General features: G+C 69.1%; 18 protein-coding genes. 7 read left to right on the top strand and 11 right to left on the bottom strand.

Features of this window, described 5'->3' with window-relative positions; all coding sequences use genetic code 11:
* The first annotated feature begins 17 nt into the window (after positions 1-17).
* Both O4G76_RS00325 and idi read left to right on the top strand, forming a co-directional pair.
* Positions 18-335: a hypothetical protein gene (locus tag O4G76_RS00325; protein ID WP_269395475.1), complete on the top strand. Its 318-nt coding sequence runs from the start codon at positions 18-20 to the stop codon at positions 333-335.
* 58 nt (positions 336-393) lie between these two features.
* A complete protein-coding gene (gene idi, locus O4G76_RS00320; RefSeq protein ID WP_269395474.1) occupies positions 394-918 on the top strand; it encodes an isopentenyl-diphosphate delta-isomerase in 525 nt (174 codons plus the stop codon).
* 6 nt (positions 919-924) lie between these two features.
* Here idi and O4G76_RS00315 read toward each other — a convergent pair whose 3' ends face one another.
* The 7 genes from O4G76_RS00315 to O4G76_RS00285 all read right to left on the bottom strand — a co-directional run bounded on the left by O4G76_RS00315 (position 925) and on the right by O4G76_RS00285 (position 8,387).
* A complete protein-coding gene (locus O4G76_RS00315; RefSeq protein WP_269395473.1) occupies positions 925-1,377 on the bottom strand; it encodes a cytochrome c family protein in 453 nt (150 codons plus the stop codon).
* Between the two features lie 140 nt (positions 1,378-1,517).
* Positions 1,518-3,731, bottom strand: a complete 2,214-nt coding sequence (locus O4G76_RS00310) for a xanthine dehydrogenase family protein molybdopterin-binding subunit (RefSeq protein ID WP_269395472.1) — start codon at positions 3,729-3,731, stop codon at positions 1,518-1,520.
* Positions 3,728-4,711: a xanthine dehydrogenase family protein subunit M gene (locus O4G76_RS00305; RefSeq protein WP_269395471.1), complete on the bottom strand. Its 984-nt coding sequence runs from the start codon at positions 4,709-4,711 to the stop codon at positions 3,728-3,730. Before O4G76_RS00305 ends, O4G76_RS00310 begins: the two co-directional genes overlap by 4 nt.
* Entirely contained in the window at positions 4,708-5,220 is a 513-nt protein-coding gene (locus O4G76_RS00300) for a 2Fe-2S iron-sulfur cluster-binding protein (protein WP_269395470.1), read from the bottom strand. The genes O4G76_RS00305 and O4G76_RS00300 overlap by 4 nt, the downstream gene beginning before the upstream one ends.
* An 80-nt stretch (positions 5,221-5,300) precedes the next feature.
* Complete coding sequence (locus O4G76_RS00295) at positions 5,301-5,864, bottom strand: putative glycolipid-binding domain-containing protein (RefSeq protein WP_269395469.1); 564 nt, start codon at positions 5,862-5,864, stop codon at positions 5,301-5,303.
* A gap of 79 nt (positions 5,865-5,943) precedes the next feature.
* Complete coding sequence (recQ, locus tag O4G76_RS00290) at positions 5,944-7,992, bottom strand: DNA helicase RecQ (protein WP_269395468.1); 2,049 nt, start codon at positions 7,990-7,992, stop codon at positions 5,944-5,946.
* Between the two features lie 107 nt (positions 7,993-8,099).
* The gene (locus tag O4G76_RS00285; protein WP_269395467.1) at positions 8,100-8,387 is read right to left on the bottom strand and encodes a YggT family protein; all 288 of its coding nucleotides are present in this window, start codon (positions 8,385-8,387) and stop codon (positions 8,100-8,102) included.
* Between the two features lie 166 nt (positions 8,388-8,553).
* Between O4G76_RS00285 and O4G76_RS00280 the strand changes: the two genes are divergently transcribed.
* The 5 genes from O4G76_RS00280 (at position 8,554) to arfB (ending at position 13,499) form a co-directional block, all read left to right on the top strand.
* On the top strand, positions 8,554-9,126 hold the full coding sequence (locus O4G76_RS00280) for an acyl-CoA thioesterase (RefSeq protein WP_269395466.1): 573 nt from the start codon (positions 8,554-8,556) through the stop codon (positions 9,124-9,126).
* Between the two features lie 490 nt (positions 9,127-9,616).
* Positions 9,617-10,978, top strand: a complete 1,362-nt coding sequence (locus tag O4G76_RS00275) for an MFS transporter (protein ID WP_269395465.1) — start codon at positions 9,617-9,619, stop codon at positions 10,976-10,978.
* Positions 10,975-11,892, top strand: coding sequence for a penicillin-insensitive murein endopeptidase (gene mepA / locus O4G76_RS00270; protein ID WP_269395464.1), 918 nt, complete (start codon positions 10,975-10,977; stop codon positions 11,890-11,892). The genes O4G76_RS00275 and mepA overlap by 4 nt, the downstream gene beginning before the upstream one ends.
* Positions 11,893-11,896: 4 nt before the next feature.
* Positions 11,897-12,745, top strand: coding sequence for an esterase-like activity of phytase family protein (locus O4G76_RS00265; RefSeq protein WP_269395463.1), 849 nt, complete (start codon positions 11,897-11,899; stop codon positions 12,743-12,745).
* Between the two features lie 343 nt (positions 12,746-13,088).
* The gene (arfB, locus tag O4G76_RS00260; RefSeq protein ID WP_269395462.1) at positions 13,089-13,499 is read left to right on the top strand and encodes an alternative ribosome rescue aminoacyl-tRNA hydrolase ArfB; all 411 of its coding nucleotides are present in this window, start codon (positions 13,089-13,091) and stop codon (positions 13,497-13,499) included.
* A gap of 12 nt (positions 13,500-13,511) precedes the next feature.
* Here the strand turns inward: arfB and O4G76_RS00255 are convergent, their stop codons facing one another.
* Genes O4G76_RS00255 through mnmH form a run of 4 tightly spaced genes read right to left on the bottom strand, consistent with a single transcriptional unit; the run spans position 13,512 to position 16,751 of the window.
* Positions 13,512-13,751, bottom strand: coding sequence for an Lrp/AsnC ligand binding domain-containing protein (locus O4G76_RS00255; RefSeq protein WP_085895107.1), 240 nt, complete (start codon positions 13,749-13,751; stop codon positions 13,512-13,514).
* A gap of 8 nt (positions 13,752-13,759) precedes the next feature.
* A complete protein-coding gene (gene pncB, locus O4G76_RS00250; RefSeq protein WP_269395815.1) occupies positions 13,760-15,049 on the bottom strand; it encodes a nicotinate phosphoribosyltransferase in 1,290 nt (429 codons plus the stop codon).
* A complete protein-coding gene (gene pncA, locus O4G76_RS00245; RefSeq protein WP_269395461.1) occupies positions 15,046-15,648 on the bottom strand; it encodes a bifunctional nicotinamidase/pyrazinamidase in 603 nt (200 codons plus the stop codon). Before pncA ends, pncB begins: the two co-directional genes overlap by 4 nt.
* A gap of 50 nt (positions 15,649-15,698) precedes the next feature.
* Positions 15,699-16,751, bottom strand: coding sequence for a tRNA 2-selenouridine(34) synthase MnmH (mnmH, locus tag O4G76_RS00240; RefSeq protein ID WP_269395460.1), 1,053 nt, complete (start codon positions 16,749-16,751; stop codon positions 15,699-15,701).
* Positions 16,752-16,761 lie beyond the last annotated feature (10 nt).

The raw sequence follows: 16,761 nt of genomic DNA, 5'->3' as shown, positions 1-16,761 counted from the left end.
TTGACAGGAGAAACGGCATGGTGGCAGCAGCGGCACGGAAGACGGGCCTGGCATTGATCGGGCTCGCGGCGCTGGCCGGTTGCGACGCGCTGCCGAGCGCCGCCCCCGCCGACCAGGCGGTGCCGATGGCGTTCCAGCAATGCCTGACCCGGATCGACGAGACCGCGGCGCGGATCGGCCAGAGCCCGGCCGTGCTGGCCGAGACCTCCGAAAGCCGCATCGTGCGCTTTACCGATGAGGGCGAGATCGTCACGGTGACCTGCGACGCTCTGGCCAGCCGCATGGTGGTGCAGACCCGCCCGGCCCCGACGCCCATGGCCGAACCGGCCTTCTGACGGTGCCGCGTGCCCCGGGGCGCGCGGCGCGAACCGGACTGCCGGGGAGGGGCGGTTGATGCGTGACGACAGGGACAATTTCGAGATCCCGGCCTGGGTGGACGGCCAGCTGAGACCGGTCGACAAGATCGCGGTGCATGAACGCGGGCTGCGCCATCCGGCGGTCAGCGTCTTCGTGATGTGGCGGGGCCGGACGCTCTTGCAGCAACGCGCCGAGGCCAAGTACCACACCCCGGGGCTCTGGGCGAACAGCTGCTGCACCCATCCGCTCTGGGGCGAGGCGGCCGAGGATTGCGCGCGGCGACGTCTCGGCGAGGAGCTGGGTCTCACCGACCTGCCGCTGCGCCCGGCCGGGCAGATCGAATACCGCGCCGATGTCGGCGGCGGGCTCGTCGAGCACGAGTTGGTCGAGGTATTCCTCTCCGAACCCGCGCAGGAGCCACGGCCGCGCCCGGCCCCCGAAGAGGTGCAGGACACGGCCTGGATCACGCCCGAGGCGCTGCGCGCCGATCTGGCGGACCGGCCAGAGCGCTACACGCCCTGGCTCAGGATCTACATGGGGAAGGCCGGCCTTCTGGGCTGAGCCGGTTCAGTTCGCGGCTTCGCTGCGCGTCGAAAGCCCTTCGATATAGGCATAGATGTCGGCCGCATCCTGCGGATCGCGCACCTGGTAGGCCATCTTGCCGCGAGCGCGACGATCCTCGAGCGTGGCGCGCAGCCAGGCGGTCGGATCGGTGACGTAGCCCAGGAAGCTCTCCTCGTCCCACTCCATGCCACGGTCGCGCAGCCTGATCATCGCGTCGCCGTAGCGGAAATCCTCGACCGAGCCGATCACCCGGCCCTCGATCCCGTAGAGATTCGGACCGGTGCGGGCGTTGCGGCCCGCCAGAACGCGGCCCTCGGGATCGCGCACCACGTGGCAAGCCACGCATTGGCGGCCGAACTGGACCTCTCCATTGGCGACGTCCTGCGCCGTGGCGGGGGCCGACCAAAGCCCCAGCCCGGCCAAGGCCAGCGCCGTGCCTCGTGACAGCAAATTCATCGAGATCTCCTTGAACCCGTCAGTGACCGATGCCCCAGTCAGTCTAGCAGATATATGCTTCGGGACGGGCATCCAATCCCTGTCCCGACACGGTGACGTGTCGGGACGAAAAGGCGGCTTTCGAAGGTTTCCCCGGTGCTTCAGCCTTGGGCGATCAGCCCGTCCATCACCTGATCGAGCGTGGCGGGCAGGCGGCGCACCCGCACGCCGCAGGCGTTCTCGATCGCGTTGATCACCGCGGCACCGGAGCCGCAGACCGACAGCTCGCCGATCCCCTTGGCCTGCAGCGGGTTGGCCCAGTCGTCACGCTCTTCGAGGAAATGCACCCCGAGCTGCGGCACGTCGAGATTGACCGGCAGGTGGTACTCGGCGAGATCCCGGTTGACCATGTGGCCGTCGCGCGGATCGTGCTCCATCGCCTCGGTCAGCGCCAGGCCGATGCCCCAGGTCATGCCGCCATGGCATTGCGAGCGGGCGGTCTTGAGGTTGAGAATGCGACCGGCGGCGAAGGTGCCGTCCATGCGGCGCACCCGCGTCTCGCCGGTCACGTCGCTTACCGCCACCTCGGCGAAGATCGCGCCCCAGGTCGCCTGCCGCACCTCCTGCCCGGCCTTGCCCGGCTGCAGGTGGCCCAGCGCCCGCCATTCCTCTTCGCCCAGGATTTCGGCCAGCGGCGTCTGCCGGTTCTCGTGGATCGCGAGGCCGTCCTTGAGGGTGAGCTCGGGCTCCTTCACCCCGAGCTTCGCGGCCAGCCGCTCGCGCAGTTCCATGCAGGCGAGATAGACCGCCGTGGAGGTCGAGGCCGCGCCGAAACTGCCGCCCGAACCGGAGGCCGGCGGCAGGTCGGTGTCGCCCAGCACCGTTTCGACCCGGTCGGGCGCGAAGCCCAGCATCTCGGCCGCCACCTGCGTCAGGATGGCGTAGGAGCCGGTGCCGATATCGGTCATGTCGCATTCGACCCGAACGCCCTGACCGGTCAGCACCGCCCGCGCCATCGCCTCGATCATCATGTTGACGCGCACCGCGCCCGCCATGCCGGTGCCGATCCACCATTCACCCTCGCGGCGCTGGCGCGGCGGCGTGTGGGTCCAGCCGAAGCGCTTGGCCCCCTCGCGCAGCGTCGCCTCCATGGTCGATGACGAAAACGGCTTGCCGTTCTCGGGGTGCTTGTCGGGCACGTTCCTGAGCCGGAACTCCAGCGGGTCGATCCCGGCCTTCTTGGCCAGCTCGTCGATCGCGATCTCGAAGGCGGTGACGCCGACCGCCTCGCCCGGCGCCCGGACCGATCCGGCGGCGGGGCGGCGGATGCGGGCGATCTCGTGGCCGATCACCCGGTTCGGCGCGGCGTATTGGAAATGCGTGCCCTGCGCCACCGGCTCGGAAAAGACCTCGCCGGGAAGCTGGCTCACGAGGTTCTCGTGGCCGATGGCCGAAAGCTTGCCCTCGGCATCGCAGGCGAGCCGGATCCGCTGGCGTGTCTCCGAGCGGCGGGTGACGGTTTCGAAAACCTGACGGCGATGCAGCACCACGCGGACCGGGCGGCCCAGCGCCTGCGCCGCCAGCGCCGCGGCGACCGCCTCGGGGGCGAGGCCCAGCTTGGAGCCGAAACCGCCGCCGACATAGGGTGAAAGGATGCGGACCTTGTCTGGCGCCACGCCCAGCACGTCGGCGAGTTCGGCCTTGTTGAACTTCAAAAGCTGGTAGGAGCCGCGCAGTGTCAGCACGCCATCCTCGTCCCATTGCGCGATCGAGGCATGCGGCTCCATCGCCGCGCTCGACATCGACGGCGTGTGGTAGGTCGCGTCGAGCGAGAAGGTTGCCGCCGACATGGCGCCTTCGAGATCGCCCTGATCGAGCTGCTTCTGCTCGGGCTTCTCGACCTCGGCCGCCGGGTCCTCGGCGTCGAAGACATGGGTGCCGTCGGGCTCGATCGTCACCATCATCGCCTGCGCCGCGTGGCGCGCCTGTTCGAAGCTCTCGGCCACGACGCAGGCCACGGGCTGGCCCACATACCAGACCTGACCCTGCCTCTGCACCGGCGACTCCCCCGCCATGCCCTGCGCGGCGTTGCGGATCATCCGCTCGTCCTCGATCACCTCTATCACGCCCGGCATGGCCCGGATCGCATCGGCGTTCGAGCCGGTGATCCGACCGATCGTGGTGGCGCGCACGAGATAGCCTTCGGCCATCGCCTCGGGATGCGCCTCGGCCGCATAGGTGGCGCGGCCCGAGACCTTCAGCGGCCCCTCGGGACGGTCCATGCCGGTGCCGAGCACGCCTTGGGCCATGCCGTCGAGGCGGCGGTCGGTGTCGGGGGTGTCATGCTTGAGACGGCGCGTGGTTTCGAGCGTCATTGATCGGCCTCCGTCGCCTGGGTCAGTACGGCGGCGAGGGTGCGCCGTGTCAGCGGGATCTTGAAGTCATTGCCGCCATGGCCCTTGGCCTCGGCCAGAAGAATGTCGGCGGCGCGGTCGAACAGGGCGGCCGAGGGCGTTTCACCGACAAGGGCATCCTCGACATCCGCGTCGCGCCACGGCATCGGGCCAAGACCACCGAAGGCCAGCTGCGCCTTGGCGATGCGACCGTTCTCGACCGCCACCACGGCGGCGACGGACACCAGCGCGAAGGCATAGGAGGAACGGTCGCGGACCTTGCGGTAGATCTGCCGCCCCCCGGCCGGCGGCGGCAGGATCACGGCGGTGATCAGCTGGCCCGGCTCCAGCACCGTCTCGATATGCGGGGTGTCGCCCGGCAGGCGGTAGAAATCCTCGAGCGCGATCTCGCGGGCGCCGCCCTGCCCCTCGACCTCCACCCGCGCGCCCAGCGCGCGCATCGCCACGGCCATGTCGGAGGGATGCGTGGCGATGCAGTGCTCGGAGGTGCCTAGAATCGCGAGGATGCGGTTCATGCCGTCCCTCGCGGCGCAGCCCGAACCGGGCTCGCGCTTGTTGCAGGGCTCGCCCCGGTCATAGAAATAGTAGCAGCGCGTGCGTTGCAGCAGGTTGCCCCCGGTCGTGGCCTTGTTCCTGAGCTGGCCGCTGGCCCCCGCGAGCAGCGCCCGGCTCAGCACCGGCCAGTCGCGGCGCACCCGCGCATCGGCGGCAAGGTCGGAATTGGTGACCAGCGCGCCGATCCTGAGCCCGCCCTCCCCGGTCGCCTCGATACCGCCCAGATCGAGCCGGTTGATGTCGACGAGCTTGCCCGGCGCCATCACCTCCAGCTTCATCAGGTCCAGAAGATTGGTGCCGCCGGCGATGAAGCGGGTTTCTGCGCCGCCCGCCTCGCGCAACGCTTCGGCGGTGTCCCCCGCGCGGACATAGTCGAAGGCTCTCATGCCCGTGCCTCCTCTCTCGCGACCTGCCGGATCGCATCGACGATGCCCGGATAGCAGGAGCAGCGGCACAGATTGCCGCTCATCCGCTCGGAGATCTCCTCGATCGAGGCCTCGACCTGCGCCTCCAGATCGTCTGTGACGTTGCTCGGCCAGCCGGCCTTGATCTCTTCGATCATCGCCGTGGCCGAACAGATCTGCCCGGGCGTGCAATAGCCGCATTGATAGCCGTCATGCTCGACGAAGGCCCGTTGCAGGGGCGAGAGGTCGTCGGGCCGGCCGAGACCCTCGATGGTGGTGATCTCGTCACCCTCATGCATGCAGGCCAGCGTCAGGCAGGAATTGATGCGGCGGCCATTGACCATGACGGTGCAGGCCCCGCACTGGCCATGATCGCAGCCCTTCTTCGACCCGGTGAGACCGAGATGATCGCGCAGCGCGTCAAGCAGCGAGGTACGGGTGTCGAGGTCGAGCGCGTGGCGCTCGCCATTGACGTCGAGCTGAAATTGCATGGGGGAGATCCTTCGGGCCGGTCGGAGAACACGGTTCCAACCGGCGCCGATGCGAGGCAGTTCCCGCTTGGTATTCCGGCCTAGCTCTCCAGCGTCACCGTGCCATGCCACAGCCCCGGATCATCGGTGACGAATCCGGTTTCGTGCAACGCGATCCGGGCATCGCGGCCCAACGCGGGAATCGCGTGGTCCATGCCGCCCCGCACCCGACAGAAGCTGTGGCCGAGCGGCTCCAATCGACCGCCATCGGCGGCGTGAAGCCGCGCCGTCTCGATCGGGCGGGGCCGCGCCTCGGGCAGGTCGAGCCGGTTCAGCGGCACCAGCATCCAGGCCGGGGTGAAGCCGAGATCGAGATCGCAGGCCGGCACCGGGTCCTGCCCCTCGAGCGCGAAGCCCTCGGACGTGCGGGTGATCCGGTAGGCCACAGGGCTCTCGCCGCGCAGGCCGGTGACATCGGCGGAGAGGCAGGACCAGCCCGCATCGCAGCGGATCGCGTAATCGAGCGCGACCCCCCGGCCCGCCTCGTCCCAGCGCGCATGGCCCATGATCAGCCAACCCGCATCGAGCCGGGCAAGACGGCAGCGGTCGGTGCCGTCACGGTCGAGCCTGTGCCAGATCACGCTGGCCACGGTGGTGCCGGTCATCGCGAACCTCCCATCGCATTCGCCCGATGGTGGCACGCGGCTCGCCATCCTGTCCACGATTCTGGGGGCTTGCGGCGGCTCAGCCGGTCTCCTCGCCCTCCTCGAGCGCCTGCAGGAAGGCCGCGCCGAAGCGTTCGGCGTGGCGCGGCCCGAGCAGCCGCTCCATCGCCTCCATGTCGCGCGGCCGCGCGCTCGCCACCCGGGCCAGCTCCTTGGCCGAACAGCTCATCGGCTTGTCGTGGCCGGTTTGGCCCCGCATCAGTTCGGCCTGAATCGCCATCAGACGGTCATAGAGCGAGCCGGCGCCACGCGTGGCGAGCTTGCGCCGCGCCGGGTGGATGTCCTCGGCGGCACCGGTGATCACCGCGAGAAACTCGCGCCCGTAGCTTTCGAGCTTCTTGGCACCGACCCCGCCGATCCGCGCCATCTCGTCGAGACTGGCGGGCTTCTTCTCGGCCATCTCGATCAAGGTGCGGTCGGTGAAGATGATGTAGGCGGGCAGACCCGCCGCCTCGGCCAGCGCGCGGCGCTTGGCCTTGAGCGCCGACAGGAGCGGCGCGTCCTCCTCGGACACCATCTCGCGCACCTTCGGACCGAAGCGCGCCGATTTGACGGTGTCCCTCCTCAGCGTGATGCTTTCTTCGCCGCGCAGGATCGGACGCGCCGCCTCGGTCATCCTCAGCGCACCGTGGCGCTCGGGGTCGGGGCGCATCAGGTCGCGACCCATGATCTGCCGGAAGATCGCCTGCCACTGCGCCTTGGAATGGGCCTTGCCGACGCCGAAAGTCGGCAGGTCCTCGTGGCCACGCTGCCTTACCTTGTCGGTGGCGTTGCCCATGACGATGTCGATCAGATGTCCCGCGCCGAACCGCTCCTCGGTCCGGAGCGCCGCCGAAAGCGCCATCCGCACCGGCTGGGTCGCGTCGAAGGTCTCGGGCGGTTTGTCGCACAGATCGCAATAACCACAGGCCACCTCAGGCGCCTCGCCGAAATATCCCAAGAGCACGCGGCGCCGGCAATCGAGCGCCTCCGCCAGACCGAGAAGCGCGTTGAGCCGCCCGTGATCGGCGGCGCGGCGCTCCGGCGGGGCCAGCCCCTCGTCGATCTGCTGGCGCCGGTAGCGGATGTCGTCGGGGCCGTAGAGCGTCAGCGTCTCGGACGGCGCGCCGTCGCGCCCGGCGCGGCCGATCTCCTGATAATATGCCTCGATCGATTTCGGCAGGTCGGCATGCGCGACCCAGCGGATGTCGGGCTTGTCGATGCCCATGCCGAAGGCGACGGTGGCAGCGACGATCAGCCCGTCCTCGCGCTGGAACCGGGTCTCGGCCTCGCGCCGCGCCTCGGCCTCCATGCCGCCGTGATAGTGCAGCGCCGAATGCCCCGCCTCGCGCAGCGCCGCCGCCAGCGCCTCGGTCTTGGCCCGGGTGCCGCAATAGACAATGCCGGACTGTCCGCGCCTGCGATCGGCGAAATCGAGGATCTGCCGACGCGGGCTGTCCTTGACCGCAAAGGCGAGATGGATGTTGGGTCGGTCGAAGCCACGCAGGAAGGTCTCGGGCTGGCGTCCCTCGAACAGCTTGCGGACGATCTCCTCGCGAGTCTCGGCATCTGCCGTCGCGGTAAAGGCCGCGAGCGGCACGCCGAGCTGCCGCTTCAGATCGCCGATGCGCAGGTAGTCGGGGCGGAAATCATGGCCCCACTGGCTCACGCAATGCGCCTCGTCGACGGCGATGAGCGACGCCCCCGCCCGCTTCAGGAGCGGCACGGTGGCGCCGGAGGCCAGCCGCTCGGGCGCCATGTAGAGGAGCTTGAGCCGCCCCTCGCGCAGGCTCGCCAACACCGCGTCGGTCTCTTCGGGTGTATTGCCGGAGGTCAGCGCGCCCGCCTCGACACCGGCCTCGCGCAGACCGCGCACCTGATCGCGCATCAGTGCGATCAGCGGCGAGATCACCACCGTGACCCCCTCGCGCGCCAGCGCCGGCAGCTGGTAGCACAGCGATTTGCCGCCGCCCGTGGGCATGATCGCCAGCACGTCGTGCCCGGCGGCCACGGCGTCGACGATCTCTTCCTGGCCGGGACGAAAGGCGTCGAAGCCGAAGACCTCGCGCAGATGGGTCGCTGGGCTCATCGGGCATTACCTCGGCTCGGGCGAGACCACGCCTCCCATGAGGCGTGGCGTATGGTTACTTTGTTCTGAAAATACGCAATCTCGACGCTGAGGGCCGGGGCAGGCCTTCAATAGAACAGCGCCGCGTTGTTCCGCAGCACGATCTCGAGCGCGTAGATGCCGACCAGCACGACGAGCGGCGCGAGGTCGAGCCCGCCCATCTGCGGCAGCATCCGCCGGACCGGCGCGTAGAGCGGCTCCAGCAGGCGGGTCAGCCCGTCCCAGATCTGCGCCACCAGCGGCTGGCGCAGGTTCAGCACCTGGAAGCTGATCAGCCAGCTCATGATGAAATGCGCGAAGATGAAGAAGGTCGCGATGTCGAGAATCAACATCAGGATCTGGAAGAGCGAGGTCATGGGCGGTCCGTTCGGGCTGTCTCGGGTCGCCAAGACAGGTAAGGAGCGAAGCCCCCAAGAGCAATCCCGAAGGCCGTGGCTGCGTCGTCGTGACCCCCGCGTCACCCGTTGACCTTCGCGTCACCTCCAAGCAACCTGCGCGGCGATCCAGGTCCCGGAGTCCCGCATGTATCCCTTCGTCCGAATGTTCTGGCAGTTCTGGCGCCACCGCAACGACGCACCCCTGCCGATCACCGGCACTCATGAGAGCCGCCACGTCGTGATGCCGTGGGATCTCGACTTCTGGAACGAGCTGAACAACGGCCGCACGCTGTCGCTGTTCGATCTCGGCCGGATGCCGCTGTCGCAGCGGATCGGCGTGATCGGCGCGCTGAGACGGCAGGGCTGGGGCATGGCGGTGGCCGGCGTCTCGGTGCGCTACCGCCGCCGGGTCCAAGGCTTCGCGCGGCTCACGATGCGCTCGCGCGCCGTCTGCTGGGACGACCGCTACGTCTATACCGAGCAGGGCATGTTCCGCGGCGACGGCGAATGCACCAGCCACGCCTTGGTGCGCCTGGCGATCACCGACCGCAAGCGCGGCGGCGTGGTGAACCCGGCGCGGCTGATGGAGGCGCTGGGCCAGGATCCCGCCTCGCCGCCGATGCCCGACTGGATCGCCGACTGGGTGCGCGCAGAGGCAGAGCGGCCCTGGCCGCCGATGGCGGATGCCGATCCCGCGACCGAGGTCATGGCCGCCTGATCGGCCACGGGCGGGCGCGCCGCGCCCGCCCCGTCGGACCGCTCAGCGGCCCTTCTTCTCCCCGAGCGAAAGCGGCTTGACCGCGCCGGAATGCGCCGTGGCCGGCGCCTTCGGCTTGTCCTGCTTGGGTTTCTTCGCTTCGCGATTGCTGCGTCTGTGATCGCCTTTTCCCATGATGGTCTCGTAGGTTGAAAGGACCGTCCGGCGACAGGCCGGACGGATCGTCCCGATTCAAATCAAGGTTGCCTGACGAAACGGTCAGGGCGGTGATCCTGGCAGGGCGCGCGGGGGTCTTTCCGATCCTGTCGCGCGCGGTTCGAATCTACGCCCGCGCCTTGCCTCCGGCAAGCGGGCTCACGTGCATCCCCCCTGCCCCCGACGCGGCGTTCGGGCCGCGCTCGGACGGCGATGCGCCGCGTGGGGCCCGCCGCGCTTGCCCCCGCCCCCGCCGCCCTGTCAGATCCGCCGCGACAGGCGCAAGGGGACCGGCATGGCGACGAAGAAGCGGATCTGGGGCTGGATGATCTTCGACCTCGCGCAGCAGCCCTATGCGACGCTGGGCCTGACCTTCATCTTCGGTCCCTATTTCGCCGCCGTCGCCACCGCGCGCTTTGCCCGCGAGGGGATGGGCCCCGCCGAGGCCGATGCGGCGGCACAGTCGCTCTGGGGCATGGGCCAGACCCTTGCCGGCCTGTTCATCGCCTTCACCGCGCCGGTTCTGGGCGCCTTGGCCGATGCTTCGGGGCGGCGGATGCCATGGATCGCCGCCTTCTCGGTGATCACCGTGGCCTGCGCGGCGGGGCTTTGGGTGCTGACGCCGGACGGATCGATGCTGATCCCGGCTCTGGTGCTGTTCTTCGCGGGCTTCGTCGCCGCCGAATCGGCCACCAACGTCAACAACGCGCTGCTGCCTTCGCTCGCCACCGGGCCGACGATCGGCCGGATTTCGGGCTCGGGCGCGGCGCTGGGTTATTGGGGCGGGGTGGCATCGCTGATCCTGATGCTGCTGTTTCTGGCCGAGAACGACGCCGGCGTGACGCTCCTGGGCACGCCGCCCGTCTTCGGCCTCGACGCGGAGGCACGCGAGGGCACCCGCGCCGTCGGGCCGGTGATCGCGCTGTGGTACGCGGTGTTCATCATCCCCTTCTTCGCCTGGGTGCGCGACGCGGGCCCGGTGGCGCGCACCCGCGTGACCGCACGCAATGTCGCCGCGCGGCTGTGGGAGACGCTGCGCGACGTGGCCCGCAGACCCAGCCTCGCGGCGTTCCTCGGCGCCTCGATGCTCTACCGCGATGCGCTGGCCGCCGTGTACGCCTTCGGCGGGCTCTATGCGACGCTGGTGCTGGACTGGTCGGTGATCCAGATCGGCGTGTTCGGCATCATCGGCGCCATCTCGGCGGCGATCCTCACCTTCGCCGGCGGCCTGGCGGATGCCCGGCTCGGGCCCAAGCCGGTGATCCGGGCCGCGATCTGGATCCTGATCGCGGTTTCGGTGCTGGTCGTCTCGATGACCCGCGACAGCCTGTTCGGGCTTGCCCTGCCGCCCGGCTCGCGGCTTCCCGATATCCTGTTCTATGTCTGTGGCGCGCTGATCGGCGGTGCCGGCGGCGCGCTCTACTCGGCCTCGCGCAGCCTGATGGTGCGCCATGCCGACCCGGCGCGCGCCACCGAGGCCTTCGGGCTCTTCGCGCTGTCGGGCCGCGCCACCGCCTTTCTCGCGCCCATGGCGATCACCTTCGCCACCTGGATGAGCGGATCGGTGCGCGCCGGGCTTCTGCCGGTGATCGCCCTGTTCGCGCTGGGGCTGTTTCTGCTAGGATGGGTCAACAAGAACGGAGATCGAGCAGCATGATCCGCCCCCTCGCCGCCGCCCTGCTGGGTCTGGGCATTCTCGCCGCCTGCGAAAGCGAGCCCCCGGCACCCCGCGCCGTGGTGTCGTCGCAGAATTCCAACGACACCCGCGTCGCCAAGCAACTCTTCGGCCACGTCCCGACGGCCTCGGCGCAGCGGCCCGAATCGATCGGCTTCTATTCCAAGGGCTGTCAGGCCGGTGGCGCGCGGCTGGCCGAGACCGGCCCGACCTGGCAGGCGATGCGGCTGTCGCGCAACCGCAACTGGGCGCAGCCCGAAACCATCGATTTCGTGCAGGACCTGTCGCGCGCCGCCGCCGCCCTGCCGGGCTGGAAGGGCATCTATGTGGGCGACATGAGCCAGCCACGCGGCGGCCCGATGCTCACCGGCCATGCCAGCCACCAGACCGGGATCGACATCGACGTCTGGTTGCGCCGCGCCGACCGGTTGGACCTGTCGGTGGCCGAGCGCGAGGCGATCTCGTCCACCGACATGCAGGCGCGGGGCGGGGCCTATACCAACGCCAACTGGACGCCGCAGCACATGGCGCTCGTGAAGGCCGCGGCCTCGGACCCGCGCACCGCGCGGATCTTCATCTTTCCGGGTGCCAAGGTGGCGATGTGCGACGCCGAGACCGGCGACCGGGCCTGGCTCAACAAGGTCCGGCCCTGGTACGGGCACAACACTCATTTCCACATCCGGCTGGACTGTCTGCCCGGCGACACGGCCTGCGAAGCCCAAGACCCGCCGCCGCCGGGCGATGGCTGCGCCGAGGCGCGCGAATGGCAGGCCAACATCCTGAACCCCAAGCCGGCCCCGCCGGCAGATCCCGACGCGCCCGAGCCCGAGCCCAAGCGCGAGATCACCATGGCCGACCTGCCCGGCCAATGCGCCGCCGTGCTGGCGAGCGACTGAGCCGATGAAGGCGATGATCCTCGCGGCCCTGCTTTCCGGCGGGGCCCCGTCGCAGCAGCATGCCGACTACATCGGCAGCCATGTCTGGCCCGAGAGCGAGCACGAAGCCGGGGGCTTTTCCGCGATCGAGACCGACGGCACCGGCTTCGTCGCGATCAGCGACCGGGCCTGGATCGTCGACGGACGCTTCATCCGCGACGCGGAGGGCCGGATCACCGGCGTCGAGATCCTGCGCTCGGAGCCGCTGCGCTCGGGCCGCGAGGGGATCATGACCGGGCATCTGGCCGATAGCGAAGGGCTGGCGATCGGCGCCGACGGGCGGCGCTGGGTGTCGTTCGAGGCGCGGGCGCGGGTGCGCTCGGAAACCGGGCCCGACGGCCCCGAAGTGCTGCCGCGCCCCAAGGCGTTCCGCAAGATGCAGCTCAACAGCGCGCTCGAGGCGCTGGCGGTGGACGCCGCCGGCGCGCTCTACACGATCCCCGAACGCTCGGGCCGGCTCGACACGCCGTTCCCGGTCTATCGCTGGAAGAACGGGCGCTGGACGGTCCCCTTCACCCTGCCGCGCCGCGACAGTTTTCTGGTGACCGGCGCCGATTTCGGCCCGGACGGCAAGCTCTACGTTCTCGAACGCGATTTCGTCGGCATCGGCTTTCGCAGCCGGGTGAGCCGCTTCGAGGCCGACGGCACGGGCGAGGAGCTGCTGCTCGAGACCGCGGTCGGGGTGCATGACAATCTCGAGGGGATCTCGGTCTGGCGCGACGATCTGGGCCGGATCCGGCTCACCATGGTCTCCGATGACAATTTCCGCTTCTTCCAGACCACGGAGTTCGTGGAATACGCGCTGTCCGAATGACAATCGTCGCAGCTGTCGAAGATTGGCAACACACAAGCTTCCCCCGCGTAATGTCACATAAATTTCTGTTTGACGATCGCCGTTCCCATGCCAGCTTTGGATCAGGCGAAACCAACTGAAAGGAGGTGATCCAGTGTCGAGAAGGGTATTGGAGAAATGTGTCGGGACAGCTTGGGAGGCGCGCGGCTGAGGCAGCCCTCGGGCGCACACCCCCCAGGTGGATCACGGTCTAACCGACCCACCTCCTGATCTTCGAAGGGTCGTTCCCAGTTCGCCGGGGACGACCCTTTTTGTATGTCGCGCGGCCCCGCGCTATCTGGGGCGCAGGGCTTTGGAGGCAGGCATGCTGAGGATCGACGACCGCATCACGATCGAGGATTGGGAGCTGACCGAGCAGTTCACCCGTGCCTCCGGCCCCGGCGGCCAGAACGTCAACAAGGTCAGCACGGCCGTGGAGCTGCGCTTCGAGGCGGAACGCTCGCCCAACCTGCCCGACCCGGTCAAGCGGCGGCTGAAGCGGCTGGCGGGGCGGCGCTGGACCAATGACGGCGCGGTGGTGATTTTCGTGCAGGACACCCGCCACCAGCCCCGCAACCGCGAGATCGCCCGCGAGCGGCTGGCCGAGCTGATCGCCAAGGCGACCGAGGTCCCGAAGCGCCGGATACCAACCAAGCCGACCAAAGGCTCTGTGCGGCGGCGGCTGGAGGCAAAGAAGCAACGGGGGGAAGTGAAGGCGCTCAGGAAGGCCCCCTAGCTCGACCTTGGCCTAGAACACCCTGAACGTCTGCGTCGTCAGCGTCCGCTCGATGCCTTCGATGCCCATCAGGTGCTCGTTGAGATACATGCCGATATCCTCGCCCTCCGGCACGTAGATCTTCACCAGCAAATCGAACGCCCCCGAGGTCGAGTAGAGCTCGGAGTGGATCTCCTTGAGCGCGATGGCGTCGGCCACCTTGTAGGTGGTGCCGGGCTTGCAGCGGATCTGGACGAAAAGCGGGAGCGACATGGCGGACCTCAGACGGTGACGGGGATGGGGGATTGCGGGCCGACGCCGAAGACGCGCTTGTAGCGGGCGATCTCGTCCGCCGGGCCCATCGCCTTCTCGGGGTTGTCGGAGAGCTTCACGGTGGGCCGCCCCTCGGCGGCGACGGCCTTGCAGACGAGGGAGAAGGGCGCCAGCGCATCGCCGGCCAGCCCCTTGAAGTCGTTGGTCAGCATCGTGCCCCAGCCGAAGCTCACCTTCACGCGGCCCGAGAAGCGCGCGTGCAGTTCGAGGATCTTCTCGGCGTCGAGCCCGTCGGAGAAGATCACCAGCTTCTCGCGCGGGTCCTCGCCGCGCTCCTGCCACCAGCGGATCGCAGTCTCGGCGCCCGTGGCCGGGTCACCAGAGTCGATGCGGATGCCGGTCCAGCCGGCGAGCCAGTCGGGCGCGCGGCGCAGGAATCCTTCGGTGCCATAGGTGTCGGGCAGGATGATGCGCAGATTGCCCTCATGCTCCTCGTGCCAGTCGGCGAGCACCTTGTAGGGCGCCTCGGCCAGCTCGGCATCGCTGTCGGCCAGCGCGGCATAGACCATCGGCAACTCATGCGCGTTGGTGCCGATCGCCTCCAGATCGCGGTTCTTGGCGATCAGGCAGTTCGAGGTGCCGGCGAAACTGTCGCCCATGCCCTCGATCATCGCCTGCACGCACCAGTCCTGCCAGAGGAAGGAATGGCGGCGGCGGGTGCCGAAATCGGCGATCCTGAGGCCGGGCGTGCCGCGCAGACGCTCGACCTTTTCCCAGGTACGGGTCATGGCGCGGGCATAGAGCACCTGGAGCTCGAACCGGCCCATCCGCCCGAGCACTGCCCGCGAGCGCAGCTCCATGAGGACTGCGAGCGCCGGGATCTCCCACAGCATCACCTCGGGCCAGTCCCCCTCGAAGGTCAGCTCGTACTGCCCGTCGCGCTTCTCGAGATGGTAAGGCGGCAGGCGCAGCCCCTCGAACCACTCCATGAAGTCGGGCCGGAACATCTGCCGCTTGCCGTAGAAGGTGTTGCCGCGCAGCCAGGTGCTCTCGCCCCGGGTGAGCGAGAGCGAGCGGATGTGGTCGAGCTGCTCGCGCAGCTCCCCCTCGTCGATCAGCTCGGCGAGGCGGATCGACTTGGTGCGGTTGATCAGGGAGAAGGTGACCTGCGTGTCGCGGTGGTTGCGAAACACCGACTGGCACATCAGCAGCTTGTAGAAATCGGTGTCGATCAGTGAGCGGACGATCGGGTCGATCTTCCACTTGTGGTTCCAGACGCGGGTGGCGATATCCATCAGCCCAGCACCACGCCGGCGTCGCGCATCGCCTGCCGCGCCGCCCCGAGGCTGCCGTCGAGGTCGATGCCGCGCGAGAGGTGCTCGATCACCGTGACATCGTAGCCGAGCTTGGCGCCGTCGAGCGCCGAGTAGTTCACGCAGAAATCCGTGGCGAGGCCGGCCAGCGTGATCGCGGTGATGCCGCGCTCGGACAGGTAGCCGTGCAGGCCGGTCGGCGTGGCATGGTCGTTCTCGAAGAAGGCCGAGTAGCTGTCGATCTCGCGCCGGAACCCCTTGCGGATGATCAGGTCTGCGTCGGTCCGCAGGTCGGGGTGAAAGAGCGCGCCGGGGCTGCCCTGCACGCAGTGGTCGGGCCAGAGAACCTGTGGCCCGTAGGGCATCTCGGTCATCGACATCGGCGCCGCGCCCTCGTGCTGGCTCGCGAATGAGAGGTGATCGGCCGGGTGCCAGTCCTGCGTCAGCACCACGGCGCGGAATTCCTCCATCAGCGCGTTGATGCCGAGGACGATGGTGTCGCCCTCGGCCACGGCCAGCGCGCCGCCGGGGCAGAAGTCGTTCTGCATGTCGATGACGATCAATGCCTCGTTGGCGGGGCGCATGGGCTTTTCCTCCGGTCTTTCATCCGAGGTAAGCCCCCCGCCGCCCAGCGTCAAATGTCGCGCATCGCCGCCGCGATCGCGTCGGCCGCGCGTGTCAGCCCCTCGGCGTCGAGCGTCCCGGCCTCGACATGGGCGGCGAAGACCGGCGCATGCGCGGCGCGCGAGCGGGCATAGGCGGGGTCGTAATGCTCGACCATCAGCGCCGCCGACAGCTCGACCATGCGGCCCTCGGCCAGAAGCTTCTGCCAGCCATCGACCACCGCGTGACCGCGATGCGCGCGCAGCTGGTCGAGGAGATGCGACAGCCGCGCGGGATCGGCGCTGACATCCTCGTATTGCCGCGCGAGGAACTCGGCGCGTGCCCCGATCGGCGCGGTGATCTCGATGCGCGGCGCGCGGGTCATCAGCGCCCAGAGCGACGGCGGCAGGGTGATGCGGCCGATCTTGGAGCTTTCGGCCTCGACCAGCACCGGGCGTTCGGGGTCGAGCCGGGCCAGACGCGCCGCCAGCGCGCTCTCGAAACCCTTCTGCGCGGGCTGCTCGTCCGGATCGCCCCCGAGGAGCGAGCCGCGATGGTTGGCCAGCCCCTCGAGGTCGAGCACCTGCCCGCCCCGCGCCTCGACCAGCGGCAGCAACGCCGTCTTGGCGGTGCCGGTGAAGCCGTCGAGCAGCACGAGACGATGCGGCAACGCCGTCTCGTAGAGCGCATCATGCACCAGCCTGCGCCATGTCTGGTAGCCGCCCTCGACCACCTCGGCGCGCCAGCCGATCTGGGTCAGGATCGAGGCGAAGGAGTTCGACCGCTGCCCGCCGCGCCAGCAATAGACCAGGGGCTTCCAGCGATATTCCCGGTCCGCCAGCGGCCCCGCGATATGCGCGGCGGCGTTGCGCGCCACGATCGCCGCGCCGATCTTGCGCGCGTCGAAGGGCGAGACCTGCTTGTAGATCGTGCCGACCTCGGCGCGCTCGGCGTTGGACAGCACCGGCAGGCTGATCGCGCCGGGCACGTGGTCCTCGGCGAATTCGGCGGGGCTGCGCACGTCGATCACGTCGTCGAAGCCGTGATCGAGAAAGGCGGGGATGGTGTCGAAGCGGGTGCTCATGCGGGTCTCT

The organism is Limimaricola sp. G21655-S1, from assembly GCF_027213785.1.
Classification (GTDB): domain Bacteria; phylum Pseudomonadota; class Alphaproteobacteria; order Rhodobacterales; family Rhodobacteraceae; genus Limimaricola.
Note: the sequence above shows the minus strand (reverse complement) of the source record. Positions and strands in the feature narration are given on the sequence as shown.

What these genes read in the sequence shown, in the direction of transcription:
- O4G76_RS00295 (WP_269395469.1), bottom strand. Translation starts at nt 5,864, where the DNA reads ATGACCGGCACCACCGTGGCCAGCGTGATCTGGCACAGGCTCGACCGT.
- O4G76_RS00255 (WP_085895107.1), bottom strand. Translation starts at nt 13,751, where the DNA reads ATGTCGCTCCCGCTTTTCGTCCAGATCCGCTGCAAGCCCGGCACCACC.
- O4G76_RS00310 (WP_269395472.1), bottom strand. Translation starts at nt 3,731, where the DNA reads ATGACGCTCGAAACCACGCGCCGTCTCAAGCATGACACCCCCGACACC.
- O4G76_RS00285 (WP_269395467.1), bottom strand. Translation starts at nt 8,387, where the DNA reads ATGACCTCGCTCTTCCAGATCCTGATGTTGATTCTCGACATCGCGACC.
- O4G76_RS00275 (WP_269395465.1), top strand. Translation starts at nt 9,617, where the DNA reads ATGGCGACGAAGAAGCGGATCTGGGGCTGGATGATCTTCGACCTCGCG.
- O4G76_RS00325 (WP_269395475.1), top strand. Translation starts at nt 18, where the DNA reads ATGGTGGCAGCAGCGGCACGGAAGACGGGCCTGGCATTGATCGGGCTC.
- O4G76_RS00300 (WP_269395470.1), bottom strand. Translation starts at nt 5,220, where the DNA reads ATGCAATTTCAGCTCGACGTCAATGGCGAGCGCCACGCGCTCGACCTC.
- idi (WP_269395474.1), top strand. Translation starts at nt 394, where the DNA reads ATGCGTGACGACAGGGACAATTTCGAGATCCCGGCCTGGGTGGACGGC.
- O4G76_RS00265 (WP_269395463.1), top strand. Translation starts at nt 11,897, where the DNA reads ATGAAGGCGATGATCCTCGCGGCCCTGCTTTCCGGCGGGGCCCCGTCG.
- O4G76_RS00315 (WP_269395473.1), bottom strand. Translation starts at nt 1,377, where the DNA reads ATGAATTTGCTGTCACGAGGCACGGCGCTGGCCTTGGCCGGGCTGGGG.
- O4G76_RS00280 (WP_269395466.1), top strand. Translation starts at nt 8,554, where the DNA reads ATGTATCCCTTCGTCCGAATGTTCTGGCAGTTCTGGCGCCACCGCAAC.
- O4G76_RS00305 (WP_269395471.1), bottom strand. Translation starts at nt 4,711, where the DNA reads ATGAGAGCCTTCGACTATGTCCGCGCGGGGGACACCGCCGAAGCGTTG.
- arfB (WP_269395462.1), top strand. Translation starts at nt 13,089, where the DNA reads ATGCTGAGGATCGACGACCGCATCACGATCGAGGATTGGGAGCTGACC.
- recQ (WP_269395468.1), bottom strand. Translation starts at nt 7,992, where the DNA reads ATGAGCCCAGCGACCCATCTGCGCGAGGTCTTCGGCTTCGACGCCTTT.
- mepA (WP_269395464.1), top strand. Translation starts at nt 10,975, where the DNA reads ATGATCCGCCCCCTCGCCGCCGCCCTGCTGGGTCTGGGCATTCTCGCC.
- mnmH (WP_269395460.1), bottom strand. Translation starts at nt 16,751, where the DNA reads ATGAGCACCCGCTTCGACACCATCCCCGCCTTTCTCGATCACGGCTTC.
- pncA (WP_269395461.1), bottom strand. Translation starts at nt 15,648, where the DNA reads ATGCGCCCCGCCAACGAGGCATTGATCGTCATCGACATGCAGAACGAC.